Source organism: Gibbsiella quercinecans (assembly GCF_002291425.1).
In the GTDB taxonomy this organism is placed as follows: Bacteria; Pseudomonadota; Gammaproteobacteria; order Enterobacterales; family Enterobacteriaceae; genus Gibbsiella; species Gibbsiella quercinecans.
The window spans coordinates 2,203,772-2,227,668 of the sequence record NZ_CP014136.1 but is presented as its reverse complement, the minus strand read 5'-3'; the positions used below and the strand labels follow the sequence as shown (position 1 = coordinate 2,227,668).

Annotated in this window: 19 protein-coding genes, 1 tRNA gene, 1 rRNA gene and 1 riboswitch; of the genes, 11 read left to right on the top strand and 10 right to left on the bottom strand. The window is 57.4% G+C overall.

All coding sequences use genetic code 11. The features are described 5' to 3' along the window. Positions 1-48: 48 nt before the first annotated feature. Together rpoC and shiA are read left to right on the top strand one after the other, a co-directional pair. Entirely contained in the window at positions 49-4,272 is a 4,224-nt protein-coding gene (gene rpoC / locus ACN28Q_RS10315) for a DNA-directed RNA polymerase subunit beta' (protein ID WP_095846267.1), read from the top strand. A gap of 108 nt (positions 4,273-4,380) precedes the next feature. Then, positions 4,381-5,715, top strand: a complete 1,335-nt coding sequence (shiA, locus tag ACN28Q_RS10310) for a shikimate transporter (protein WP_095846266.1) — start codon at positions 4,381-4,383, stop codon at positions 5,713-5,715. 83 nt (positions 5,716-5,798) lie between these two features. Here shiA and ACN28Q_RS10305 read toward each other — a convergent pair whose 3' ends face one another. Beyond that, on the bottom strand, positions 5,799-5,972 hold the full coding sequence (locus ACN28Q_RS10305) for a DUF1127 domain-containing protein (RefSeq protein WP_095846265.1): 174 nt from the start codon (positions 5,970-5,972) through the stop codon (positions 5,799-5,801). A 177-nt stretch (positions 5,973-6,149) separates the two neighbouring features. On the opposite strand from ACN28Q_RS10305, the gene ACN28Q_RS10300 reads away from it, so the two are divergent. After that, complete coding sequence (locus tag ACN28Q_RS10300; protein ID WP_095846264.1) at positions 6,150-7,580, top strand: aminotransferase-like domain-containing protein; 1,431 nt, start codon at positions 6,150-6,152, stop codon at positions 7,578-7,580. A gap of 70 nt (positions 7,581-7,650) precedes the next feature. Here ACN28Q_RS10300 and thiH read toward each other — a convergent pair whose 3' ends face one another. The 7 genes from thiH to rsd all read right to left on the bottom strand — a co-directional run bounded on the left by thiH (position 7,651) and on the right by rsd (position 13,909). Continuing rightward, entirely contained in the window at positions 7,651-8,781 is a 1,131-nt protein-coding gene (thiH, locus tag ACN28Q_RS10295) for a 2-iminoacetate synthase ThiH (protein WP_095846263.1), read from the bottom strand. Further along, positions 8,781-9,560 carry a thiazole synthase gene (locus tag ACN28Q_RS10290; protein WP_095846262.1) on the bottom strand — a complete coding sequence of 260 codons (780 nt, stop codon included), beginning with the start codon at positions 9,558-9,560 and terminating at the stop codon, positions 8,781-8,783. The genes thiH and ACN28Q_RS10290 overlap by 1 nt, the downstream gene beginning before the upstream one ends. A gap of 1 nt (position 9,561) precedes the next feature. After that, a complete protein-coding gene (gene thiS / locus ACN28Q_RS10285; RefSeq protein ID WP_095846261.1) occupies positions 9,562-9,762 on the bottom strand; it encodes a sulfur carrier protein ThiS in 201 nt (66 codons plus the stop codon). Then, the gene (locus tag ACN28Q_RS10280; RefSeq protein WP_095846260.1) at positions 9,759-10,523 is read right to left on the bottom strand and encodes a HesA/MoeB/ThiF family protein; all 765 of its coding nucleotides are present in this window, start codon (positions 10,521-10,523) and stop codon (positions 9,759-9,761) included. Before ACN28Q_RS10280 ends, thiS begins: the two co-directional genes overlap by 4 nt. A gap of 4 nt (positions 10,524-10,527) precedes the next feature. After that, positions 10,528-11,166, bottom strand: a complete 639-nt coding sequence (thiE, locus tag ACN28Q_RS10275; RefSeq protein WP_095846259.1) for a thiamine phosphate synthase — start codon at positions 11,164-11,166, stop codon at positions 10,528-10,530. Further along, positions 11,159-13,096, bottom strand: a complete 1,938-nt coding sequence (gene thiC / locus ACN28Q_RS10270) for a phosphomethylpyrimidine synthase ThiC (protein WP_095846258.1) — start codon at positions 13,094-13,096, stop codon at positions 11,159-11,161. The genes thiE and thiC overlap by 8 nt, the downstream gene beginning before the upstream one ends. A 113-nt stretch (positions 13,097-13,209) precedes the next feature. After that, positions 13,210-13,323: riboswitch (TPP riboswitch) on the bottom strand. Positions 13,324-13,387: 64 nt separating this feature from the next. Next, on the bottom strand, positions 13,388-13,909 hold the full coding sequence (rsd, locus tag ACN28Q_RS10265; protein WP_095846257.1) for a sigma D regulator: 522 nt from the start codon (positions 13,907-13,909) through the stop codon (positions 13,388-13,390). 89 nt (positions 13,910-13,998) lie between these two features. Between rsd and nudC the strand changes: the two genes are divergently transcribed. The 6 genes from nudC to ACN28Q_RS10235 all read left to right on the top strand — a co-directional run bounded on the left by nudC (position 13,999) and on the right by ACN28Q_RS10235 (position 18,388). Further along, positions 13,999-14,766, top strand: a complete 768-nt coding sequence (gene nudC, locus ACN28Q_RS10260) for an NAD(+) diphosphatase (protein WP_095846256.1) — start codon at positions 13,999-14,001, stop codon at positions 14,764-14,766. Positions 14,767-14,809: 43 nt separating this feature from the next. Then, positions 14,810-15,874 carry a uroporphyrinogen decarboxylase gene (gene hemE / locus ACN28Q_RS10255; RefSeq protein ID WP_095846255.1) on the top strand — a complete coding sequence of 355 codons (1,065 nt, stop codon included), beginning with the start codon at positions 14,810-14,812 and terminating at the stop codon, positions 15,872-15,874. Further along, positions 15,846-16,592 (top strand): deoxyribonuclease V, encoded by a 747-nt coding sequence (gene nfi, locus ACN28Q_RS10250; protein WP_095846254.1) that lies wholly within the window; start codon positions 15,846-15,848, stop codon positions 16,590-16,592. Before hemE ends, nfi begins: the two co-directional genes overlap by 29 nt. A 39-nt stretch (positions 16,593-16,631) precedes the next feature. Then, on the top strand, positions 16,632-17,222 hold the full coding sequence (locus tag ACN28Q_RS10245) for a YjaG family protein (RefSeq protein WP_095846253.1): 591 nt from the start codon (positions 16,632-16,634) through the stop codon (positions 17,220-17,222). A 188-nt stretch (positions 17,223-17,410) separates the two neighbouring features. Continuing rightward, positions 17,411-17,683 carry a nucleoid-associated protein HU-alpha gene (hupA, locus tag ACN28Q_RS10240; protein ID WP_095846252.1) on the top strand — a complete coding sequence of 91 codons (273 nt, stop codon included), beginning with the start codon at positions 17,411-17,413 and terminating at the stop codon, positions 17,681-17,683. A 36-nt stretch (positions 17,684-17,719) separates the two neighbouring features. Then, positions 17,720-18,388 (top strand): DUF1481 domain-containing protein, encoded by a 669-nt coding sequence (locus ACN28Q_RS10235; protein ID WP_095846251.1) that lies wholly within the window; start codon positions 17,720-17,722, stop codon positions 18,386-18,388. A gap of 48 nt (positions 18,389-18,436) precedes the next feature. Here the strand turns inward: ACN28Q_RS10235 and purD are convergent, their stop codons facing one another. Both purD and purH read right to left on the bottom strand, forming a co-directional pair. Beyond that, on the bottom strand, positions 18,437-19,720 hold the full coding sequence (purD, locus tag ACN28Q_RS10230; protein ID WP_095846250.1) for a phosphoribosylamine--glycine ligase: 1,284 nt from the start codon (positions 19,718-19,720) through the stop codon (positions 18,437-18,439). Between the two features lie 48 nt (positions 19,721-19,768). Then, positions 19,769-21,358 (bottom strand): bifunctional phosphoribosylaminoimidazolecarboxamide formyltransferase/IMP cyclohydrolase, encoded by a 1,590-nt coding sequence (purH, locus tag ACN28Q_RS10225; RefSeq protein ID WP_095846249.1) that lies wholly within the window; start codon positions 21,356-21,358, stop codon positions 19,769-19,771. A 643-nt stretch (positions 21,359-22,001) separates the two neighbouring features. Between purH and ACN28Q_RS10220 the strand changes: the two genes are divergently transcribed. After that, a 16S ribosomal RNA gene (locus tag ACN28Q_RS10220) occupies positions 22,002-23,543 on the top strand. A gap of 186 nt (positions 23,544-23,729) precedes the next feature. Further along, positions 23,730-23,805: transfer RNA gene (locus tag ACN28Q_RS10215), tRNA-Glu, on the top strand. The last annotated feature ends 92 nt before the right edge of the window (positions 23,806-23,897 follow it).

Sequence of the window (23,897 nt, the reverse complement as noted above, 5' to 3'; positions counted from 1 at the left end):
AGGGAATAGCGTGCACCCAACAGGTTTAACTCCGACAGGAGCCAATCCGTGAAAGACTTATTGAAGTTTCTGAAAGCGCAAACTAAGACCGAAGAGTTTGATGCGATCAAAATTGCTCTGGCATCGCCAGACATGATCCGTTCATGGTCGTTCGGTGAAGTTAAGAAGCCGGAAACCATTAACTACCGTACGTTCAAACCAGAACGTGACGGTCTGTTTTGTGCCCGTATCTTTGGGCCAGTAAAAGACTACGAGTGCCTGTGCGGTAAGTACAAGCGCTTGAAACACCGTGGCGTCATCTGTGAGAAGTGCGGCGTTGAAGTGACCCAAACCAAAGTGCGCCGTGAGCGCATGGGCCACATCGAACTGGCTTCCCCGACTGCGCACATCTGGTTCCTGAAATCGCTGCCATCCCGCATCGGTTTGCTGCTGGATATGCCGCTGCGTGACATCGAACGCGTGCTGTACTTCGAATCCTACGTGGTGGTTGAAGGCGGCATGACCAACCTGGAGCGCCGTCAGATCCTGACTGAAGAGCAGTATCTGGACGCACTGGAAGAGTTCGGTGATGAATTCGACGCCAAGATGGGTGCCGAAGCTATTCAGGCCCTGTTGAAAAACATGGATCTGGAAGCTGAGTGCGAACAACTGCGCGAAGAGCTGAACGAAACCAACTCTGAAACCAAGCGTAAGAAGCTGACCAAGCGTATCAAGCTGCTGGAAGCGTTCGTTCAATCTGGCAACAAGCCGGAATGGATGATCCTGACCGTGCTGCCGGTACTGCCGCCGGATCTGCGCCCGCTGGTTCCGTTGGACGGTGGCCGTTTCGCGACGTCGGATCTGAACGATCTGTATCGCCGCGTGATCAACCGTAACAACCGTCTGAAACGCCTGTTGGATCTGGCTGCGCCGGACATCATCGTGCGCAACGAAAAGCGTATGCTGCAAGAAGCGGTAGATGCCCTGCTGGATAACGGCCGCCGCGGCCGTGCGATCACCGGTTCCAACAAACGTCCTCTGAAATCTTTGGCCGACATGATCAAAGGTAAGCAGGGTCGTTTCCGTCAGAACCTGCTGGGTAAACGCGTCGACTACTCTGGCCGTTCCGTTATCACCGTGGGCCCATACCTGCGTCTGCATCAGTGCGGTCTGCCGAAGAAAATGGCGCTGGAACTGTTCAAACCGTTCATCTACGGCAAGCTTGAGCTGCGTGGCCTGGCCACCACTATCAAAGCCGCCAAGAAAATGGTTGAGCGTGAAGAAGCCGTCGTTTGGGATATCCTGGACGAAGTGATCCGCGAACACCCGGTCATGCTGAACCGTGCGCCAACCCTGCACCGTTTGGGTATCCAGGCGTTCGAACCGGTTCTGATCGAAGGTAAAGCCATCCAGCTGCACCCGCTGGTTTGTGCGGCATACAACGCCGACTTCGATGGTGACCAGATGGCAGTACACGTTCCGCTGACGCTGGAAGCACAGTTGGAAGCGCGTGCGCTGATGATGTCTACCAACAACATCCTGTCCCCAGCGAACGGCGAGCCAATCATCGTTCCTTCCCAGGACGTTGTTTTGGGTCTGTATTACATGACCCGCGACTGTGTTAACGCCAAGGGCGAAGGCATGGTGCTGACTGGCTCGAAAGAAGCTGAGCGCGTTTACCGTGCCGGCCAGGCTTCCCTGCATGCGCGCGTTAAAGTGCGTATCACTGAAGAAGTGAAAAATGCAGAGGGCGAGTGGAGCTCAAAAACCAGCATCATCGATACCACTATCGGCCGCGCCATCCTGTGGATGATCGTACCGAAAGGTCTGCCGTTCTCGATCGTTAACCAGCCGCTGGGCAAAAAAGCGATCTCCAAGATGCTGAACACCTGTTACCGCATCCTGGGCCTGAAGCCGACCGTTATCTTTGCTGACCAAATCATGTACACCGGTTTTGCTTACGCAGCCCGTTCAGGTGCTTCCGTCGGTATCGATGACATGGTTATCCCGGCTAAGAAAGCGGAGATCATCGAAGAAGCGGAAACCGAAGTTGCCGAAATCCAGGAGCAGTTCCAGTCTGGTTTGGTTACCGCTGGCGAACGTTACAACAAAGTGATCGATATCTGGGCTGCGGCAAACGAACGTGTTGCTAAAGCGATGATGGAAAACCTGTCGGTTGAAGACGTGGTTAACCGTGACGGCGTTGTGGAACAGCAAGTTTCCTTCAACAGCATCTTCATGATGGCCGACTCCGGTGCGCGTGGTTCTGCCGCTCAGATTCGTCAGCTGGCTGGTATGCGTGGCCTGATGGCGAAGCCGGATGGTTCGATCATTGAAACGCCAATCACCGCAAACTTCCGTGAAGGTTTGAACGTACTCCAGTACTTCATCTCAACCCACGGTGCGCGTAAAGGTTTGGCGGATACCGCACTGAAAACGGCAAACTCCGGTTATCTGACCCGTCGTCTGGTTGACGTGGCGCAGGATCTGGTTGTCACCGAAGATGACTGTGGTACGCACAACGGTATCCTGATGACCCCGGTCATCGAAGGCGGCGACGTTAAAGAACCGCTGCGTGAACGTGTACTGGGCCGTGTGACTGCAGAAGAAGTCTTGAAGCCGGGTACGGCGGATATTCTGGTTCCGCGCAATACGCTGCTGAACGAAAAATGGTGTGATCTGTTAGAAGAGAACTCCGTTGATAGCGTTAAAGTGCGCTCGGTTGTTAGCTGTGAAACCGACTTTGGCGTGTGTGCACACTGCTACGGTCGTGACCTGGCGCGTGGCCATCTGGTCAACAAGGGCGAAGCTATCGGCGTTATCGCGGCACAGTCCATCGGTGAGCCGGGTACTCAGCTGACCATGCGTACCTTCCACATCGGTGGTGCGGCATCGCGTGCGGCTGCTGAATCCAGCATCCAGGTGAGAAACAAAGGTAGTCTCCGCCTGAGCAATGCCAAGTTCGTTGTGAACACGGCAGGCAAGCTGGTGATCACTTCCCGTAACACCGAACTGAAGCTGTTCGATGAATTCGGCCGTACCAAAGAAAGCTACAAAGTGCCTTACGGCGCGGTGATGGGCAAAGGTGACGGTGCAGAAGTTAACGGCGGCGAAACCGTTGCTAACTGGGATCCGCACACCATGCCGGTTATCAGTGAAGTGAGCGGCTTTATTCGCTTTGCTGATATGGTTGATACTCAGACCATTACTCGCCAGACCGATGACCTGACCGGTTTGTCTTCGCTGGTTGTTCTGGACTCTGCAGAGCGTACCGGTAGCGGTAAAGATCTGCGTCCGGCGCTGAAAATCGTTGACGCCAACGGTGACGACGTATTGATCCCAGGCACTGATATGCCTGCTCAATACTTCCTGCCAGGTAAAGCGATCGTTCAGTTGGAAGATGGTATCCAGATCAACGCCGGTGACACTTTGGCGCGTATTCCGCAGGAATCCGGCGGTACCAAGGACATCACCGGTGGTCTGCCACGCGTTGCGGACTTGTTCGAAGCGCGTCGTCCGAAAGAGCCTGCTATCCTGGCTGAAATCAGCGGGATCATCTCCTTCGGTAAAGAAACCAAAGGCAAACGTCGTCTGGTAATTTCTCCGTTGGATGGCAGCGATGCTTACGAAGAAATGATTCCAAAATGGCGTCAGCTCAACGTGTTCGAAGGCGAAGTTGTGGAACGTGGTGACGTCGTATCCGACGGCCCAGAGTCCCCGCACGACATTCTGCGTCTGCGTGGTGTGCATGCGGTTACCCGCTACATCACCAACGAAGTGCAGGAAGTTTACCGTCTGCAAGGCGTTAAGATTAACGATAAACACATTGAAGTTATCGTTCGTCAGATGTTGCGTAAAGGCACCATCGTTAGCGCGGGTGGCACTGACTTCCTGGAAGGTGAGCAGGCAGAAATGTCTCGCGTTAAAATCGCCAACCGTCAGTTGGAAGCGGAAGGCAAATTGCCGGCAACCTTTACCCGTGACCTGCTCGGTATCACCAAGGCATCCCTGGCGACCGAGTCCTTCATCTCTGCAGCATCGTTCCAGGAAACGACGCGTGTTCTCACCGAAGCGGCTGTTGCCGGTAAGCGTGATGAACTGCGCGGCCTGAAAGAAAACGTCATCGTGGGCCGCCTGATCCCGGCGGGTACCGGTTACGCTTATCATCAGGACCGTATGCGCCGTCGTGCGCAGGGTGAAGCACCAGTAGCTCCGCAAGTGAGCGCGGAAGAAGCAACGGCTAACCTGGCCGAGCTGTTAAATGCTGGCTTGGGCAACAGCGACGACGAATAATCGTCCTGTTTCCTGTTAAAACCGCCCGGCTGGGCGGTCAGGTAGCGAAAGCCCCGGTCATTAAGGTCGGGGCTTTTTTTTTAAAAGAACAGACATGATGGGATAGGCATGGAAACGTCAACAACGGCGGTATGTTCGCCCTCTGACAGTAAAGCCTCCGTTATAACGCAGTCCCGGGCACGCCGAGCGGCCTGGGGCAGTTTTGTTGGGGCGGTTGTCGATTGGTACGATTTCTTACTCTATGGCATTGTTGCCGCTCTGGTATTTAACACCGAATTTTTCCCCCAGATCAGCCCAACGATGGGGACGCTGGCCGCGTTTGGTACCTTTGGCGTGGGTTTCTTGTTCCGGCCGCTGGGCGGAATGGTGTTCGGTCACTTTGGCGATCGGCTCGGGCGCAAACGCATGCTGATGATCACCGTCTGGTTGATGGGCATTTCAACTGCGTTGATCGGCCTATTACCCACTTTTGACGCGATTGGCTGGTGGGCGCCGGTGCTGCTGGTGTTTCTGCGTGCTGTCCAGGGCTTTGCCGTTGGCGGTGAATGGGGCGGTGCCGCTCTGCTGGCGGTGGAATGCGCGCCAAAAAAGAAAAAGGCCTTTTACAGCAGTGGGGTGCAGGTGGGCTATGGGGTTGGCTTGCTGCTGGCGACCGGCTCTGTTTCACTGGTGAGCCTGTATACCACTAACGAAGATTTCATCGCCTGGGGCTGGCGTTTGCCGTTCCTGTTGAGCGTGGTGCTGGTGGCGTTCGCCTGGTGGATCCGCTCGCGGATGGATGAATCGCAAGAATTCGAAGCCAACAAAGCGCTACAGGCAAGAACCGACAAAATCCGTTCCTTCCCGATCGTTGAGGCGTTGCGCCGCCATCCTAAAGCGTTTTTGTTGATTATTGCGTTGCGGTTGGGGGAGCTGTTGACGATGTATATCGTGACGGCGTTTGCGCTGAATTATTCCACCACCTATTTGGGCATGTCGCGCGAGTTCTTCCTCAATATAGGCTTGTTGGTTGGCGGCATTAGCTGCATTGCCATCCCGTGCTTTGCCCGGCTGGCCGATAACTTCGGGCGGCGCCGTATTTATGTCACCGGCGCGCTGTTCGGCGCTCTGAGCGCCTTCCCGTTCTTTATCGCCCTGGAAGCGCAAAACTCGCTGTGGATCCTGTTCTTCGCCATCATGTTGGCCAACGTGGCACACGATATGATTGTCAGCGTGCAACAGCCGATGTTTACTGAGCTCTTTGGCACCGCCTACCGTTACAGCGGCGCCGGGGTAGGCTATCAGGTTGCCAGCGTTGTCGGCGGCGGCTTTACGCCGTTTATCGCCGTGTTGCTGGTTGAACTGGCCGGCGGCTCCTGGCACGCCGTGGCAATCTACCTGGCGGTGGGCTGCCTGATATCGGCGGTTGTTGGTTCACGCATGAAGCCGCAGCAGCTTGATTAAACCGTTTAATGCACGTCATGCCGGTTTTGCCGGGATGACGTGCCGCTAGCCCGTTCAGGCGTCCTTAACCTTAACCTTTCCCATCATAAGCGGTCCACATCGTCCCGTTTTAGGCCAATATCTTTCAGCCTGTCATCATTCATGGCCATGAGGATCTTTTTGGTTTTTGCCCGTTCCCGCCAGGCACGCCACTTCCGATGGATAAAAGTCAGCACTGCATATCCAGGCTGTAACCGTTGTTTGTTTTGCTGTTCCATCGAATATTCCCCCTTGGTTATTGCACCTGTCTAGGATGCAGGGAGAATCTGTTCTAATATAGCTGCAGAAAATGATTACTTTTAACATACAGATTGCCTGTCAGCGCATCTGAATGGTCCTTTTTAACCCTATCTGTACTGGTTTTCCTGTTACTCGTATTTAACCGGGGGATACTGATGACGCGCTACCAACATCTTGCCGCCTTATTGCAACAACGTATTGAACATGGCCTATACCAGTGCGGCGAGCGTTTGCCGTCCGTTCGGGCCCTGAGCGAAGAGCATGGCGTGAGCCTGAGCACGGTTCAACAGGCTTATCATCTGTTGGAAGCTCGCCGGTTGATCATTCCGCAACCGCGCTCGGGGTACTATGTTGCGCCGCGTAAAGCAACGCCACCGATGCCAGGGCTGACGCGCCCGGCCCAGCGCCCGGTAGAGATCAGCCAGTGGGAGTCGGTGCTGGAGTTGTTCAATAACTGCCCGGAGAACAGTGAGTTTAACTTTGGCGGCGGATCGCCAGACATTGATCAATCGTCGCTGGCCCCGTTATGGAAATCACTCACCCGCCTGTGCCAACGTCAGGATCCGCGGGTGATGAGTTACGGCAATATGTTCGGTGCGGCCGAGCTGCGTGAACAAGTGGCGCGTTTGACGTTGGACAGCGGCTGCCGGCTTACCGAGGACGACATCGTTATCACTACCGGTTGCCAGGAAGCGCTGTTTACCGCTATCCGGGCGGTGTGCCAACCCGGCGATATCGTGGCGGTGGAATCGCCCACCTTTCCCGGCACCATGCAGATTCTGCGCGGGTTAGGGATTAAGGCGATTGAAATCCCGACCTGTGCCGTTACCGGGATTAGCCTTGATGCGCTGGAACTGGCGCTGGAGCAGTGGCCGGTTAAAGCCGTATTGATGGTGCCGACCTGTAATAATCCGCTGGGATTCACGATGCCGGATAAGTATAAGAAGGCGCTGATCGTTCTGGCCCAGCGTTTCGATCTCGCCATTATTGAAGACGACGCCTATGGTGAGCTGGCCTATGAATATCCTCGCCCAAGAACCATTAAATCTTTTGATGAAGATGGCCGGGTATTATTGTGCAGCTCCTTTTCCAAAAGTATTGCTCCTGGTTTACGCGTCGGCTGGATCGCCCCGGGCCGCTACCTGGAACGGGTATTGCACACCAAATACATCAGCACCGGCTACACGGTGACCCATACACAGTTGGCGGTGGCCGAGTTTATTCGCCAGGGCGATTACCAACCGCATCTGCGGCGCATGCGTATGCAATACAAAAGCAATCTGGAGGTGTTTACCTGCTGGGTGCGCCACTACTTCCCGAGTGAAATATGCGTCAGCCGCCCACAGGGGGGCTTTCTGGTATGGATTGAACTGCCGGAATCGTTTGATACGCTGCGCCTCAACCGTGAGGTGAGTGCCGCCGGCATCAAGATTGCGGCCGGATCGCTGTTCTCGGCATCGGGTAAGTACCGCAATTGCCTGCGGTTGAATTATGCACGGCCATTTACCGAAGAGGTGGAGAAGGGGCTGCGGCTGTTGGGTGAAAGCGCCAGCCGCCTGCTGGAAGAGGCGACGACCGCCAAATAATGGTTGGGTGCCAATATGGGCCGGGTGCTGCACCCATATTGGCGGGGGGAACGGCAGTTGTGCAGGCCGGTTACAACGGCCGGCCCAAATAGCTGTCCCAGTCTTTCCATACCGGCTGCAGGCCTGCCTGGCTGATCGCCGCGGCCACCTGTTCCGGCGTGCGGCCGTCATGTGGTGCAAACTGCTCCAGCTCCGGCGCGACATGATCGGCATAGCCGCCCGGTTGGGTTTTGGAACCAGCACTGACGCTATTGATCGCCATCGGGATCACATGGTCGCGGAAGTAGGGCGATTCACGGGTGGACAGCGATAACTCCACGTTGGGCGCCAACAGGCGGAAAGCGCAGATGAGCTGCACCAACTGCGGTTCGCTCATGATGCTGGCCGGCTCAATGCCGCCGGCGCAGGGGCGCAGGCGTGGGAACGAGATAGAATACTGGCTCTGCCAGTAGGTTTGCTGCAGGTAGAGCAGGTGTTCGGCCAGCAGGTAACAGTCGGTGCGCCAATGGCTGGAAAGGCCAATCAGCGCACCCAGGCCGATCTTGCCGATCCCGGCGCGCCCAAGACGATCCGGCGTGGCCAGCCGCCAGTGGAAGTCCTGCTTGTGGCCGCGCAGATGGTGCTTCAGGTAGGTCGCTGGGTGGTAGGTTTCCTGATACACCAGCACGCCGTCCAGGCCCAGATTTTTCAACTCGGCGTAATCGTCCTGCCCCAGCGGCTGCACTTCCATCATTAATGAACTGAAATGGCGGCGGATCGGCGGGATATGCTGGCGGAAGTAATCCATCCCCACCTTGGTTTGGTGTTCGCCGGTGACCAGCAGCAGGTGCTCAAAGCCCAGCGCCTTGATCGCCACGCATTCCCGCTCAATCTCGTCGGCATTCAGCGTCTTGCGCTTAATGTGGTTGCTCATTGAGAAGCCGCAGTAAGTGCAATCATTCGCGCACAGATTGGACAGGTACAGCGGCACATAAAAGCTGACCACATTGCCGAAGCGCTGGCGGGTGAGTTGCTGCGCCCGTTGCGCCAGCGGCTCCAGATAGGCCGCGGCGGCGGGTGAAATCAGCGCCATGAAATCCTCGCGCGTCAGCCTGGGCGCCTGGAGCGCGTGTTCCACATCCCGGGCGGTTTTACTGTTGATCCGCAGCGTGATCTCATCCCAATTCAACTGCTGCCAGCGGTGACTGAAATCATCGGCCATTACAGTGCCCTCGCGGGTGGGTTAAGAAATGCGGTCAGCGGGCTGGTCGCCGCCGCGTGGGCCTGGCTGCCGCCAAGGCCGGCGGTGCGCGCCCGTTCGCCGGCTTCCAGCGCCAGCCGGAAGGCCTGCGCCATGTTGACCGGATCGCGCGCCACGGCAATCGCGGTATTGACCAATACCGCATCGGCGCCCAACTCCAGTGCCGCCAGCGCGTGGCTGGGGGCGCCGATGCCGGCGTCCACCACTACCGGCACCTTGGCCTGCTCAATGATTATCTCCAGAAAGTCGCGGGTGCGCAGGCCACGGTTGGAGCCGATCGGCGCGCCGAGCGGCATCACCGCTGCGCAACCGGCTTCCTCTAACCGTTTGCACAGCACCGGATCGGCGCCGCAGTACGGCAGCACCACGAACCCTTCTTTAACCAGGGTTTCCGCGGCTTTCAGCGTTTCGACGGCGTCGGGCAGCAGGTATTTCACGTCCGGGTGGATCTCCAGCTTGATCCAGTGGGTGCCAATGGCTTCGCGCGCCAGCCGGGCGGCGAACACCGCTTCCGCTGCCGTTTTGGCGCCGGAGGTGTTGGGCAACAGCTTAATGCCCAACTGCTGCAACGGAGCCAGAATGGCGTCATTGCCGCCTTGCAGATCCACACGTTTCATCGCCATGGTCACCAACTGCGAGCCGGAAGCCTGTATTGCAGCCAGCATCAACGCCGGCGTCGCGAACTTGCCGGTGCCGGTGAACAGGCGTGAGGTAAAAGAAGTATCGGCGATTTGCAACATATCAGCCTCCGGCAATCGCTTGAAATAACAGAATATCATCGCCATCCGCTACCAGATGGTCGGCCCATTCGGCGCGCGGGATGATGGTTTGATTAATTGCCAATGCGGTGCCGGGCTGCTGGTATTCCAACTGTTCGAGCAGGGCATTGACGGTGAGCGGCTGCGCCAGCGCAATCGGCCGTTCGTTGAGCGTGATCTTCATACGGCACCTCCGCAGACCGGGCAGTTGCCGGCCTTGCTCAACTGCAGCGTGCTCCAGCTCTGCTGCCTGCCGTCAAACAGCCGCAGTTTGCCGCTTTGCGTGCAAGGCATACCGACCAGCATTTTGATGGCTTCCAGCGCCTGCAACGTGCCGATCACGCCCACCACCGGCCCCAGCACGCCGGCGGTGCGGCAGTTGCGCTGCGGCTCGGCTTGCTCCGGGTACAGGCAGGCATAGCAGCCATGGGGATAGGGGGGCTCAAGCACCAGCAGTTGGCCGCTGAAGCCGACGGCGCTGCCGCTGATCAGCGGCTTGCCCGCCGCCACGCAGGCCGCATTGACCGCGTGCCGGGTGGCCATATTGTCGCAACAGTCGAGAATCAGATCGGCGCGTGCTACGGCGCGCGCAAGCGCATCGCCCTGTAGCCGTTGTTCGATGGCTATCGATTCCACCAGGGGGTTCAGCGCCTGCAATTGCCGCTGTGCCAGCCGCGCTTTGGCCTGCGGGATATCGGCGCTGCGATACAGGATTTGCCGTTGCAGATTCGTCAGGTGCAGTTGGTCGTCATCGGCCAGCAGCAGGGTGCCGACGCCGGCGGCGGCCAGATAGAGCGCCGCCGGCGATCCCAACCCGCCAAGCCCGACGATCAGGACGCTGGCCCGTTTTAACCGTTCCTGCCCTGCCGGGCCGATATCTTCCAGCAGCAACTGGCGGCTGTAGCGTAAAAATTCGCTATCGGAAAGTGTCGCTTCGTTATGCATCGCGTCACTCCTTGCCTTCAATCAGCCGCAGCAGTTCGGCGGTGGCGGCGCGCCAATCCGCGGCCTGGGTAATGGCGCTGACCACGGCGATGCTGCCCACGCCGCAGGCTAATACGCCAGGCACGCGATCAATGCTGATGCCGCCGATCGCCACTGTCGGGTAGCCGGATAACCCCGCAACGTGTCGTTTCAGTTCGGCCAACCCTTGTGGGGCCGAGGGCATCTCTTTGGTTTGCGTCGGGAAAATATGCCCAAGCGCAATGTAAGAGGGGCGCACGGCAATGGCCCGTTTCAGCTCGGCGTCGTCATGGGTGGATACCCCCAGGCGCAACCCTGCCCGATGGATGGAGGCCAGATCGGCGCTATCCAAATCCTCTTGGCCAAGATGGACGCCATAAGCCTGATGTTTGATCGCCAACCGCCAGTAATCATTGATGAACACACGGGCGTTGCTGCGCTTGCCAAGGGCGATAGCGGCGGCAATGTCGTCTTCCACCTGCGCTTCCGGCTGGTCTTTGATGCGCAGTTGCAAGGTGGTGACGCCCGCGCCCAGCAGGCGTTCAATCCATTCCACGCTGTCGACCACCGGATACAGGCCCAGCCTGTGCGGCGTTGCCGGGAAAGCGGATGCGAATTCAGTCATGGTTTTCCTCCTGCAGCGCGCTCGCGCTGTGGTACAGCTCGCTACCGCGGGCGCGGAACTCGCTGGACATCTTTTCCATGCCGGAAAGAATCTCAATCGGTTTGGCGGCTTCCTGGGCGGCGGCGTAGTCGCGCACCTCCTGCGAAATTTTCATCGAGCAAAACTTCGGCCCGCACATTGAGCAAAAATGAGCGACCTTGCCGGACTCCTGCGGCAGGGTTTCGTCGTGGTAGGCGCGTGCGGTTTCCGGATCCAACGCCAGGTTGAACTGATCCTCCCAGCGGAATTCAAAGCGTGCCTTGGACATGGCGTTATCGCGGATCTGCGCCCCTGGGTGCCCTTTAGCCAGATCGGCGGCATGAGCGGCGATTTTGTAGGTGATCAGCCCCTGTTTCACGTCCTCTTTGTTCGGCAGCCCCAGGTGCTCTTTGGGCGTGACGTAGCACAACATCGCGCAGCCGAACCAGCCGATCATGGCCGCCCCGATGCCGGAGGTGAAGTGATCGTAACCCGGTGCGATATCGGTGGTCAGCGGCCCCAGGGTGTAGAACGGCGCCTCGTGGCAGTGCTCCAGCTCTTCGGTCATATTGCGGCGGATCATCTGCATCGGCACGTGCCCCGGCCCTTCGATCATCACCTGCACGTCATATTCCCAGGCGATTTTGGTTAATTCCCCCAGGGTGTGCAGCTCGGCGAACTGGGCTTCGTCGTTGGCGTCCTGGATGGAGCCTGGGCGCAGGCCGTCGCCCAGCGACAACGCCACGTCATAGGCGGCGCAGATCTCGCAGATCTCGCGGAAGTGTTCATACAGGAAACTTTCCTGGTGATGCGACAGGCACCATTTCGCCATGATCGAACCGCCGCGCGACACGATGCCGGTCAGGCGCTTGGCGGTCATCGGCACATAGCGCAGCAACACCCCGGCGTGGATGGTGAAGTAATCGACTCCTTGTTCCGCCTGCTCCAGCAGGGTGTCGCGGAACATTTCCCAGTTTAGGTTTTCCGCCACGCCGTTTACTTTCTCCAGCGCCTGGTAAATCGGCACGGTACCAATCGGCACCGGGCTGTTGCGTAAGATCCACTCGCGCGTTTCATGGATGTAGCGGCCGGTGGAGAGATCCATCACCGTATCGGCGCCCCAGCGGGTCGACCACACCAGCTTTTCCACTTCTTCCTCAATGGAGGAAGACACCGCCGAATTGCCGATATTGGCGTTGACCTTCACCAGAAAATTACGGCCAATGATCATCGGTTCAGATTCGGGGTGGTTGATATTGGCGGGGATGATGGCGCGGCCGGCGGCCACTTCCTGGCGCACGAACTCCGGTGTAATGGCCGGTGGCAGGTTTGCTCCCCAAGATTGCCCCGGATGTTGCTGGCGCAATACCGCGCCGCGGATGCGTTCACGGCCCATGTTTTCCCGGATGGCGATAAACTCCATTTCCGGCGTGATGATGCCGCGGCGGGCATAGTGCAGCTGGGTGACGCATTTGCCCGGTTGGGCTTTGCGCGGCAGCGGCAGGTGTTCAAAGCGCAGGTGATCCAGCCCTTCGTCCGCCAGGCGCTGTTGGGTAAAGCCGGAGCTAACGCCATTGAGGGTTTCGGTGTCGTCGCGTTCGGTGATCCAGGCGGCGCGCAGTTTCGCCAGGCCATGACGCACGTTCAGCTCAGCATCGGGATCGCCGTACGGGCCGGCGGAATCATAAACCGGGATCGGTTCGTTCTGTTCGTATTGGGGCTGCTCTTTACTGCCGCCGATGAGCGTGGGGCTGAGCTGGATTTCCCGCATTGGCACCTGCAAATCGCTGCGCGAACCCTGCAGGTAAATACGACGTGAATTGGGAAAGACAACGCCTTGCAACGAATGAATAAACTGCTGCGCGTCGTCGCGCTGTTGTTTACGGGCACGGGGCTTGTTTATCGTAGACATAGCAAATTCCTACCAGTGTGGTGAGTTGGGAAAATTGCTTGTCTGGAGCTCGGAGGGAGTAACGATGGTGGCCGGTAAGCAGGTCCCCGGTGGTGTGGGGCGCCCTGGCACGGCAATAGATTACTCTTGTTCCCTTCGCGGGTGTTAACCCGATCAGGTTCCGCGGATCCCGAATTAACGGTCTCAGCCTGGCTGATAAACAGCGCTAGGCACTCCGACAAGATGCCCTCAGTATAGGAGGGTGATTAGAAACTACAAGTGCTACCCGTCATGTTTTGGCTTGGCCGGTGGTTAATGTTGCACCGGGCGCTCCAGCATGTCGGCGGGGTTCGCCGCCTGCCGATTCTGCTGCCAGGCTTGCACAGCTAATTGAATCAGCTGATCTTCCAGCTCAAAGCGCGCCTCAAGCATTTCGCCAATATCGGACAGCGACTGATGAAACGCCAGGCAAAGATCGTCATCCATCTCGGCTTTGCTATAACGATCGTGAAATGCCATTATTTGTTCAGTGTTGTGCTGTAGTTTTGGATAAATGCGCGTTGCCTGCGTGCTCTCCAGGCTGGCCGCCCCTTCAACCTGCTGAATGATTTTATCGTAGATATGAAAGTGCCCCGCAGAGAGATAATCCAACAGGTTATGGCACAAGTTCTCCAGCGCTTTTTCATTCAGCGGCGTATGCTTCCCTTTATTCGGTTTAACGCCGACCAGGGTGTAATAGGCGACCAGTAACTGTTTGCGGGCCTGCAACCATTGATCAACCAGGTCATTATTGCCGCCCACATTTTGCGTCAGGCTTTCCAAACGGTTGAGCATATTGGGCTCCCTGCGTGAATAATAAATTTTTAATGTAAAACATTAGGATCGGTAGAGTGTCAGTAAAGCAGAGGTTGTGCAATAACGCTATGGAATTTGCATTAACAGGTAATGAACAGGGCTGGTGGATCGTCAGCCAGCAAAGCAAGCTTTGGTTGCCGAACGGCGAGCTGCCGTTTGGCTCGGCGCAACAGTTTTCGCTGCGCGGCCTTTTGGCACGCCAGATCGGCGAATGGGAAGGCGCGCCGGTGTGGCTGGTGCGCCACGGCATGAAGCAGGGGATGAGCTCGGTGCGGCAACTGCTTGAGCAGGAGCGCGGGCTGTTCCAAATGGCCGGCCGCGGGGTGCAACTGGCGGATTTTTACCATTCCCACCGCTTCTGTGGCTACTGCGGCCACGAAATGCATCATAGCCGCACCGAAAGCGCCTGCCTGTGCGCCAACTGCCATCAACGCTACTATCCACAGATTGCTCCCTGCGTGATCGTGGCTATCCGCCGCGGTGATGAGATTCTGCTGGCGCAGCATGTGCGGCACCGGGGCGGCATCCACACCGTGCTGGCGGGCTTTGTGGAAGTGGGCGAGACGTTGGAGCAGGCGGTGGCGCGCGAAGTGATGGAAGAAAGCCGCATTGAAATCAAAAACCTGCGCTATGTGGCTTCGCAGCCCTGGCCGTTCCCCAATTCGTTGATGATGGCGTTCATGGCCGATTATCATCAGGGCGAACTTCAGCACGATCCCTCAGAACTGCTGAGTGCCGGCTGGTATCGTTACGATCGTTTGCCGATGTTGCCGCCGCCGGGCACGGTGGCGCGCCGGCTGATTGAAGACACGCTGGCGCTGTGCCGGGCAGAATAATGTACACTATTTGCGATAAATTACAGGCCAATAGGAACCCTAGATGACCGAGTTGAAGAACGATCGCTACCTGCGCGCGCTGCTGCGGCAGCCGGTGGATGTGACGCCCGTATGGATGATGCGCCAGGCCGGCCGCTATTTGCCGGAGTACAAGGCCACGCGTGCCCAGGCGGGGGATTTCATGTCCCTGTGCAAAAACGCCGAGCTGGCCTGTGAAGTGACGCTACAGCCGCTGCGCCGGTATGCGCTGGATGCCGCGATCCTGTTCTCTGACATTTTGACTATTCCTGACGCCATGGGGCTGGGGCTGTATTTTGAAGCCGGCGAAGGCCCGCGTTTTACCCACCCGATCGCCTGCCGGGCCGATGTGGACAAGCTCCCGGTGTTCGATCCGGAGATCGAACTGGGCTATGTGATGAACGCGGTGCGCACCATCCGCCGGGAACTGCAAGGCGAAGTGCCGCTGATCGGTTTTTCCGGTAGCCCATGGACGCTGGCCACCTACATGGTGGAAGGCGGCAGCAGCAAAGCCTTCACCAAGCTCAAAAAAATGATGTATGCCGATCCGCAGGCCCTGCACCTGCTGCTGGATAAGGTGGCCGACAGCGTGATCCTGTATCTGAATGCGCAAATCAAGGCCGGCGCCCAGGCGGTAATGCTGTTTGATACCTGGGGCGGGGTGCTGACGGGCAGGGACTACCGTGAGTTCTCGCTGCACTATATGCACAAGATCGTCGATGGCCTGCTGCGTGAAAACGAAGGCCGCCGTGTGCCCGTCACCCTGTTCACCAAGGGCGGCGGGCAGTGGCTGGAAGCGATGGCCGCCACCGGCTGTGATGCGCTGGGGCTGGACTGGAGCACCGACATTGGCGAAGCGCGCCGGCGCGTAGGCGATAAAGTGGCGCTGCAGGGCAATATGGATCCTTCCATTCTGTATGCGCCGCCGCCGCGTATTGCACAGGAAGTGGAAACCATCCTGGCCGATTTTGGCCACGGCGAGGGGCATGTGTTCAACCTGGGCCACGGCATCCACCAGGATGTGCCGCCGGAACACGCCGGCGCTTTTGTGGAGGCCGTCCATGCGTTTTCGGCGCAATACCACCGCTGAGGCGGGCGAGCAGAGTGTGGCCCTGTTCGACATCGCGCCATTGCGCGCTGAGCAACTGCAACGCGCGGCCAGCGTGATCCGCCATGATGATTTCCTGGCGGATCCGCCGGCGTTGATTGCCGGCGCGGACGTGGGGTTTGAGCAAGAAGGCGCGGTAACGCGCGCCGCCATCGCCATTCTGCGCTATCCTTCCCTGGAGTTGGTTGAGTATCAGCTCGCGCGCATTAGCACGACGATGCCCTATATTCCCGGTTTTCTGTCTTTCCGCGAATGCCCCGCGCTGTTGGCCGCCTGGGATAAACTGCAGCAGAAGCCGGATCTGGTGTTTGTCGACGGCCACGGGATTTCGCACCCGCGCCGCTTGGGCGTCGCCAGCCATTTTGGCCTGCTGATCAATGTGCCGACCATCGGCGTGGCGAAAAAGCGCCTGTGTGGGAAATTTGAGCCGCTGGGCGACGCGGCGGGCGCGCAAGCGCCGTTGATGGATAAAGGCGAGCAGATTGGCTGGGTATGGCGCAGCAAGCTGCGTTGCAACCCGCTGTTTGTCGCCACCGGCCACCGGGTGAGCGCCGACAGTGCGCTGGCCTGGGTGCAGCGTTGCATGGCTGGTTACCGCTTACCGGAGCCGACGCGCTGGGCCGATGCCATCGCCTCGCGCCGCCCGGCGTTCCAGCGTTGGCTGGCGGCGCATCCAGAGGTGCCGCCATGCGCGAATTAGGTTACACTGCGCCGCATATCATACGTAAGAGAAGAAACAATGCTCCGTAACCCCATTCATTTACGTTTGGAAAAGCTTGAAAGCTGGCAACATTTGACCTTTATGGCCTGTCTGTGCGAGCGTATGTATCCCAATTATCAGGTGTTTTGCCTGCAAACCGGGTTCGGCGATCCGGCGGTTTACCGCCGCATACTGGATCTGGCATGGGAAACGCTGGTGGTGAAAGACGCCAAGGTCAATTTTGACAGCCAGCTCGAGAAGTTGGAAGATGCGATCCCAGCGGCCGAAGATTACGATATTTATGGTGTTTACCCCGCTATCGACGCGTGTATCGCGTTAGGTGAACTGATCCACTCGCGCCTGAGCGGCGAGACGCTGGTGCACTCCGTTGCCATCAGCGAAACGTCAATCCGCACGGTAGCGATGCTGGAAATGACCCAGGCGGGGAAAGAAATGACCGACGACGAGTTGAAAATTTTGCCGGCCATTGAGGAAGAATGGGATATTCAGTGGGAAATATTCCGATTGTTGGCCGCCTGTGAAGAACGCGATCTCGAGCTGATTAAAGGCCTGCGATCCGACCTTCGTGAGGCTGGCGTAAGCAATATTGGGATAAATTTAGCGCACTGAGGCAATAAAACGTGATTTAACGCCTGATTTGTCATGCCTTAAGGCTTCACATCCGCACCCTGTCTGGTCTACATTTGGGGGGCGTAAAAAAGTGGCTATCGGTGCGTGTATGCAGGAGAGTGCTGTCAATCGGCATATCCGTCGCACTCGATGCTTTGCAAACGATAAACACACTGTAAGGATAACTTATGAACAAGACTCAACTGATTGATGTAATCGCAGACAAGGCGGACCTTTCCAAAGCTCAAGCCAAACAAGCTCTGGAATCTACCCTGGCTGCCATTACTGAGTCTCTGAAAGAAGGTGATGCAGTACAATTGGTTGGTTTCGGTACTTTCAAAGTAAACCATCGTGCAGAGCGCACTGGCCGCAACCCACAGACTGGTAAAGAAATCAAAATCGCAGCGGCTAACGTACCAGCATTCGTTTCTGGTAAAGCGCTGAAAGACGCAGTTAAATAATTACCGCGTGCTGTGAAAAGCTTAGACTGGGGGGCGATGACGCCCCTTTTGTTTATCCGGCGCTGGCTGTTAGCCGCGGCGGTTGCCAGCAGCCTGGCTGGCTGCAGTTTCCATTCCGCACCTCCGGCGTTTACCGCCAGCGGCTATGTTGCCGATCAGGGCGTCATGCGCCTGTGGCGCAAGGATGACGATCAGCAGCGCCCACTGGTGCTGATGAGTGTGTATAGCCCTTATCGTGGGGCCGGCACGGTCACCACCCTCTATGAATACCAAAACGGCACCTTACGCCAGATTAGACGCAGTGGGCCGGTGCAAGGGCAAGATAACCTGCAGGTGCGCTTTGCCGAAGACGGCACGGTGAGCTTTATGCAGCGCCAACTGGCTGAGCGGCGTGAGCAGCTTTCCAGCGACGATATCGCGCTGTATCAATACCAGGCGCGGCGTATGCAGGAAGTGAGCGATGCACTGCGTGCCGGGAATGTGCGGCTATTACAGGGCCATTGGCACGGCGGCATGGTGCAGACCTGCAGTGGCCAACAGCTAAGGCCGGGGTTTGATGAGCAGGCGCTGGACTGGATTGCGCGGCGCGAACGCAGTGGCCAATCGCTGAGCCTGGCTTGGTTGGAGGCACCGGAAGGGCGCCAACTGCTGCTGGTGGCCAACGACGATTTTTGCCGCTGGGCGCCGACGAAAGACACGTTATAAAAAAGGCCCTGCAATGCAGAGCCTGAGCAGCAAGGGCTAAGCCCTGAATCACTTACCGCGCGCTATCGCCCGATAGCCGATGTCTTTGCGGCAGAAGCTGCCTTGCCACTGAATATCAGCCGCTAATTGATAGGCGTTTTTTTGCGCTTGCGCCACCGTTGCGCCTAATGCCGTTACGCACAACACGCGCCCGCCGTTGGTGAGCACTTTATCGCCTTCCAGGCGCGTGCCGGCATGAAACACTTTGCCGTCGCGGCTTTCCTGCTGCGGCAGGCCGTGGATCTCATCACCGACCTGATAGTCGCCCGGATAGCCGCCGGCGGCCAGCACCACGCCAAGGGATGGGCGTTCGTCCCACTCCGAGGTTTTATCGCCCAGTTTGCCCTGTGCGCCGGCCAGGCACAGCGCAACCAGATCGGAACGCATCCGCAGCATGATCGGTTGGGTTTCCGGATCGCCGAAGCGGCAGTTAAACTCGATTACTTTCGGCTGGCCGTCGGCGGAGATCATGAGCCCGGCATACAGGAAGCCGACGTAGGTATTGCCTTCCGCCGCCATGCCGCGCACCGTTGGCCAAATCACCTGGTCCATCACCCGCTGGTGGATTTCATCGGTCACCACCGGCGCCGGGGAATAAGCGCCCATGCCGCCGGTGTTTGGCCCGGTATCGCCATCGCCAACGCGTTTGTGATCCTGGCTGGTGGCCATCGGCACCACGTTTTCGCCATCGACCATAACGATAAAGCTGGCTTCTTCGCCGTCGAGGAACTCTTCCACCACGATACGGTGGCCGGCGTCGCCGAAAGCGTTGCCGGCCAGCATATCCTGAATGGCGTCTTCCGCTTCCTGCAGCGTCATGGCAACAATCACGCCTTTACCTGCCGCCAGGCCATCGGCCTTGATGACGATAGGCGCGCCTTTGCTACGCACATAGGCCAGGGCCGGTTCAACCTCGGTAAAGTTTTGGTATTCGGCGGTGGGGATGTGGTGGCGCGCCAGGAAGTCTTTGGTGAAGGCTTTTGAGCCTTCGAGCTGGGCAGCCGCCTGCGTTGGGCCGAAAATGGTCAGGCCGGCGGCCTGGAAGGCATCGACCACGCCAATCACCAGCGGGGCTTCCGGGCCGACGATGGTCAGGCCGACATCGTTGTTGCGGGCGAACTCAAGCAGCGCCGGGATATCGGTTGCAGAGATAGCCACATTGGTCAAATTAGGTTCCAGCGCCGTACCGGCATTGCCCGGTGCGACATACACGTTATCTGCCAGCGGCGATTGAGCGGCTTTCCAGGCCAGCGCGTGTTCGCGCCCGCCGTTGCCAATAATAAGGATGTTCATCAGGTGCTCCATGATCAGCGTGCGCCGGGGCGCACGCGGCAAAAAGGATTAGTGGCGGAAGTGGCGCATATCGGTGAAGATCATCGCAATGCCGTGTTCGTCGGCGGCCGCGATCACTTCGTTATCGCGGATTGAGCCGCCGGGTTGGATCACGCAGGTGATGCCCACCGCGGCTGCCGCATCAATACCGTCGCGGAATGGGAAGAAGGCATCGGACGCCATGGCGGAACCTTTGACTTCCAAACCTTCATCTGCGGCTTTAATGCCGGCGATCTTCGCGGAATAAACGCGGCTCATCTGGCCGGCGCCGATGCCGATGGTCATATTGTCGCGAGCATAGACGATCGCGTTGGATTTAACGAACTTGGCCACTTTCCAGCAGAACAGCGCGTCGCGCAGCTCCTGCTCGGTGGGCTGGCGCTTGGTCACCACGCGCAGATCGCCCGCGGCGACCATACCTAAATCACGCTCTTGTACCAAGAGGCCGCCATTGACGCGTTTGAAATCCAGGCCGGGCACGCGCTGTTGCCATTGGCCGCAGGCCAGGACGCGCACGTTCTGCTTGGCGGCCAGCAGCGAGCGGGCTTCCTCATTAATGGTTGGGGCGATGATCACTTCAACGAACTGGCGGCTGATGATGGCCTGCGCGGTGGCGGCATCCAGTTCACGGTTGAAGGCGATGATGCCGCCGAATGCCGACGTCGGGTCGGTTTTGTAGGCCCGTTCGTAGGCACCCAGAATATCTTCGCTAATCGCTACGCCGCAGGGGTTGGCATGTTTGACAATCACACAGGCCGGCTCGGCGAACTCTTTCACGCATTCCAGCGCGGCGTCGGTGTCGGCGATGTTGTTATAAGACAGCGCTTTGCCCTGCAACTGCTGGGCGGTGGCGACGGAAGCTTCCTGCAGGTTGTCTTCTATATAGAAGGCGGCTTGTTGATGGCCGTTTTCACCGTAGCGCATATCCTGTTTCTTGATGTAGTTCAGGTTCAGGGTGCGCGGGAAGCGGCCGGCGGGCTGCTCGGTATCGCCATGATAGGCTGGCACCAGCGCGCCGAAGTAGTTGGCGATCATGCTGTCGTAGGCGGCGGTGTGCTCGAATGCTTTGATGGCCAGATCAAAACGGGTTGGCAATAGCAGCGAGCCGTTGTTGTTGTCCATCTCGGTAATGATGGCGGCGTAGTCGCTGCTCTTGACCACAATGGCGACGTCTTTATGGTTTTTGGCGGCGGAGCGCACCATGGTGGGGCCGCCGATATCGATGTTTTCAACCGCATCTGCCAGCGAGCAGTCTGGGCGGGCGACGGTTTGGGCAAACGGATACAGGTTTACCACCACGATATCGATCGGCTTGATGGCGTGCTGTGCCATGATCGCATCATCTTGGCCGCGGCGGCCAAGAATACCGCCGTGCACTTTGGGATGCAGGGTTTTTACACGTCCATCCATCATTTCCGGGAAGCCGGTGTAATCGGAAACTTCGGTAACCGGCAGGCCGGCATCTGCCAGCAGGCGCGCGGTGCCCCCGGTCGAGAGCAGCTCCACACCACGTTGAGAGAGTGCTTCTGCGAATTCAACGATACCGGTTTTGTCAGAAACGCTGAGCAGAGCCCGGCGTATTGGACGAGGTTGTTGCATGGTTTTATCCCTTGGCTTTTGCATCACGATATAAAGAGAGTTACCTGAATCTTTACCGGTATTCCTTACTCTGAACAGCGTAAGGGGCGGAATTTTCCTCGTATTTAACGGTATTCGGCACTGATTCAGGTAACGCCCCTGGAATAAAGGGGAGTTTGTCGCTGCGGAGAATTGTAGCGAAAACGTTTGCGCGGCGCTCGTAAATTTTCAGCCCTGCGGGGCTCTGTGGATAAGTTTGTGCAAAACAAGGTATAAGGCGGGCTTTTGCTGTGGAATGCAGCAAACGCGCACTTTTGTTGAAAAAACCTGTTGCGGCCTGCGTGGGACGCCCTATAATGCGCCTCCATCGACACGGCGCAAGTGATTCACTTCACGAAGCGGCCGGGAAGAAAAGAGAAAATCCTGAAATTTGGGGTTGACTCTGAAAGAGGAAAGCGTAATATACGCCACCTCGAGTGAACGAGCCAAGTCTCGTAACTCATTGCTCTTTAACAATTTATCAGACAATCTGTGTGGGCACTCACAAGACGATATCCAGCACCTTTGGGTGCAAAAAAATATCAAGTCTTGAAGAGTGACTAACTGAAGTAAAATTCATGCAGTAAATCTTCGAGCACGCTATTAACTTAGCAAATCAAGCTTTTAATTGAAGAGTTTGATCATGGCTCAGATTGAACGCTGGCGGCAGGCCTAACACATGCAAGTCGAGCGGCAGCGGGAGGAAGCTTGCTTCCTCGCCGGCGAGCGGCGGACGGGTGAGTAATGTCTGGGAAACTGCCCGATGGAGGGGGATAACTACTGGAAACGGTAGCTAATACCGCATAACGTCGCAAGACCAAAGTGGGGGACCTTCGGGCCTCACACCATCGGATGTGCCCAGATGGGATTAGCTAGTAGGTGGGGTAATGGCTCACCTAGGCGACGATCCCTAGCTGGTCTGAGAGGATGACCAGCCACACTGGAACTGAGACACGGTCCAGACTCCTACGGGAGGCAGCAGTGGGGAATATTGCACAATGGGCGCAAGCCTGATGCAGCCATGCCGCGTGTGTGAAGAAGGCCTTCGGGTTGTAAAGCACTTTCAGCGAGGAGGAAGGCGTTGTAGTTAATAACTGCAGCGATTGACGTTACTCGCAGAAGAAGCACCGGCTAACTCCGTGCCAGCAGCCGCGGTAATACGGAGGGTGCAAGCGTTAATCGGAATTACTGGGCGTAAAGCGCACGCAGGCGGTCTGTTAAGTCAGATGTGAAATCCCCGGGCTTAACCTGGGAACTGCATTTGAAACTGGCAGGCTAGAGTCTCGTAGAGGGGGGTAGAATTCCAGGTGTAGCGGTGAAATGCGTAGAGATCTGGAGGAATACCGGTGGCGAAGGCGGCCCCCTGGACGAAGACTGACGCTCAGGTGCGAAAGCGTGGGGAGCAAACAGGATTAGATACCCTGGTAGTCCACGCTGTAAACGATGTCGATTTGGAGGTTGTGGCCTTGAGCCGTGGCTTCCGGAGCTAACGCGTTAAATCGACCGCCTGGGGAGTACGGCCGCAAGGTTAAAACTCAAATGAATTGACGGGGGCCCGCACAAGCGGTGGAGCATGTGGTTTAATTCGATGCAACGCGAAGAACCTTACCTACTCTTGACATCCACGGAACTAGCCAGAGATGGCTTGGTGCCTTCGGGAACCGTGAGACAGGTGCTGCATGGCTGTCGTCAGCTCGTGTTGTGAAATGTTGGGTTAAGTCCCGCAACGAGCGCAACCCTTATCCTTTGTTGCCAGCGGTTCGGCCGGGAACTCAAAGGAGACTGCCAGTGATAAACTGGAGGAAGGTGGGGATGACGTCAAGTCATCATGGCCCTTACGAGTAGGGCTACACACGTGCTACAATGGCATATACAAAGAGAAGCGATCTCGCGAGAGCAAGCGGACCTCATAAAGTATGTCGTAGTCCGGATTGGAGTCTGCAACTCGACTCCATGAAGTCGGAATCGCTAGTAATCGTAGATCAGAATGCTACGGTGAATACGTTCCCGGGCCTTGTACACACCGCCCGTCACACCATGGGAGTGGGTTGCAAAAGAAGTAGGTAGCTTAACCTTCGGGAGGGCGCTTACCACTTTGTGATTCATGACTGGGGTGAAGTCGTAACAAGGTAACCGTAGGGGAACCTGCGGTTGGATCACCTCCTTACCGAACGATATTGAAATGTGCAGTGTCCACACAGATTGTCTGATGAAAAATAATGAGCAAGAAAACCCTTTCGTTGAAAGGCGGACGGGCTGATGAGTCGTTAACACATCGGCCGCTTGAATTTGCCAGCAAATTCGCGCCTTTACACGGAAATAGCAAATCAGTGATTTGCTAAGCAATTTCCGTGTCCCCATCGTCTAGAGGCCTAGGACACTGCCCTTTCACGGCTGTAACAGGGGTTCGAATCCCCTTGGGGACGCCATTCCGATAATGCGTGAAAGACATTATCACGAATATCTTAAAGATGACTTTAACGAGTCGTGTTTAAGATATTGCTCTTTAACAATCTGGAAC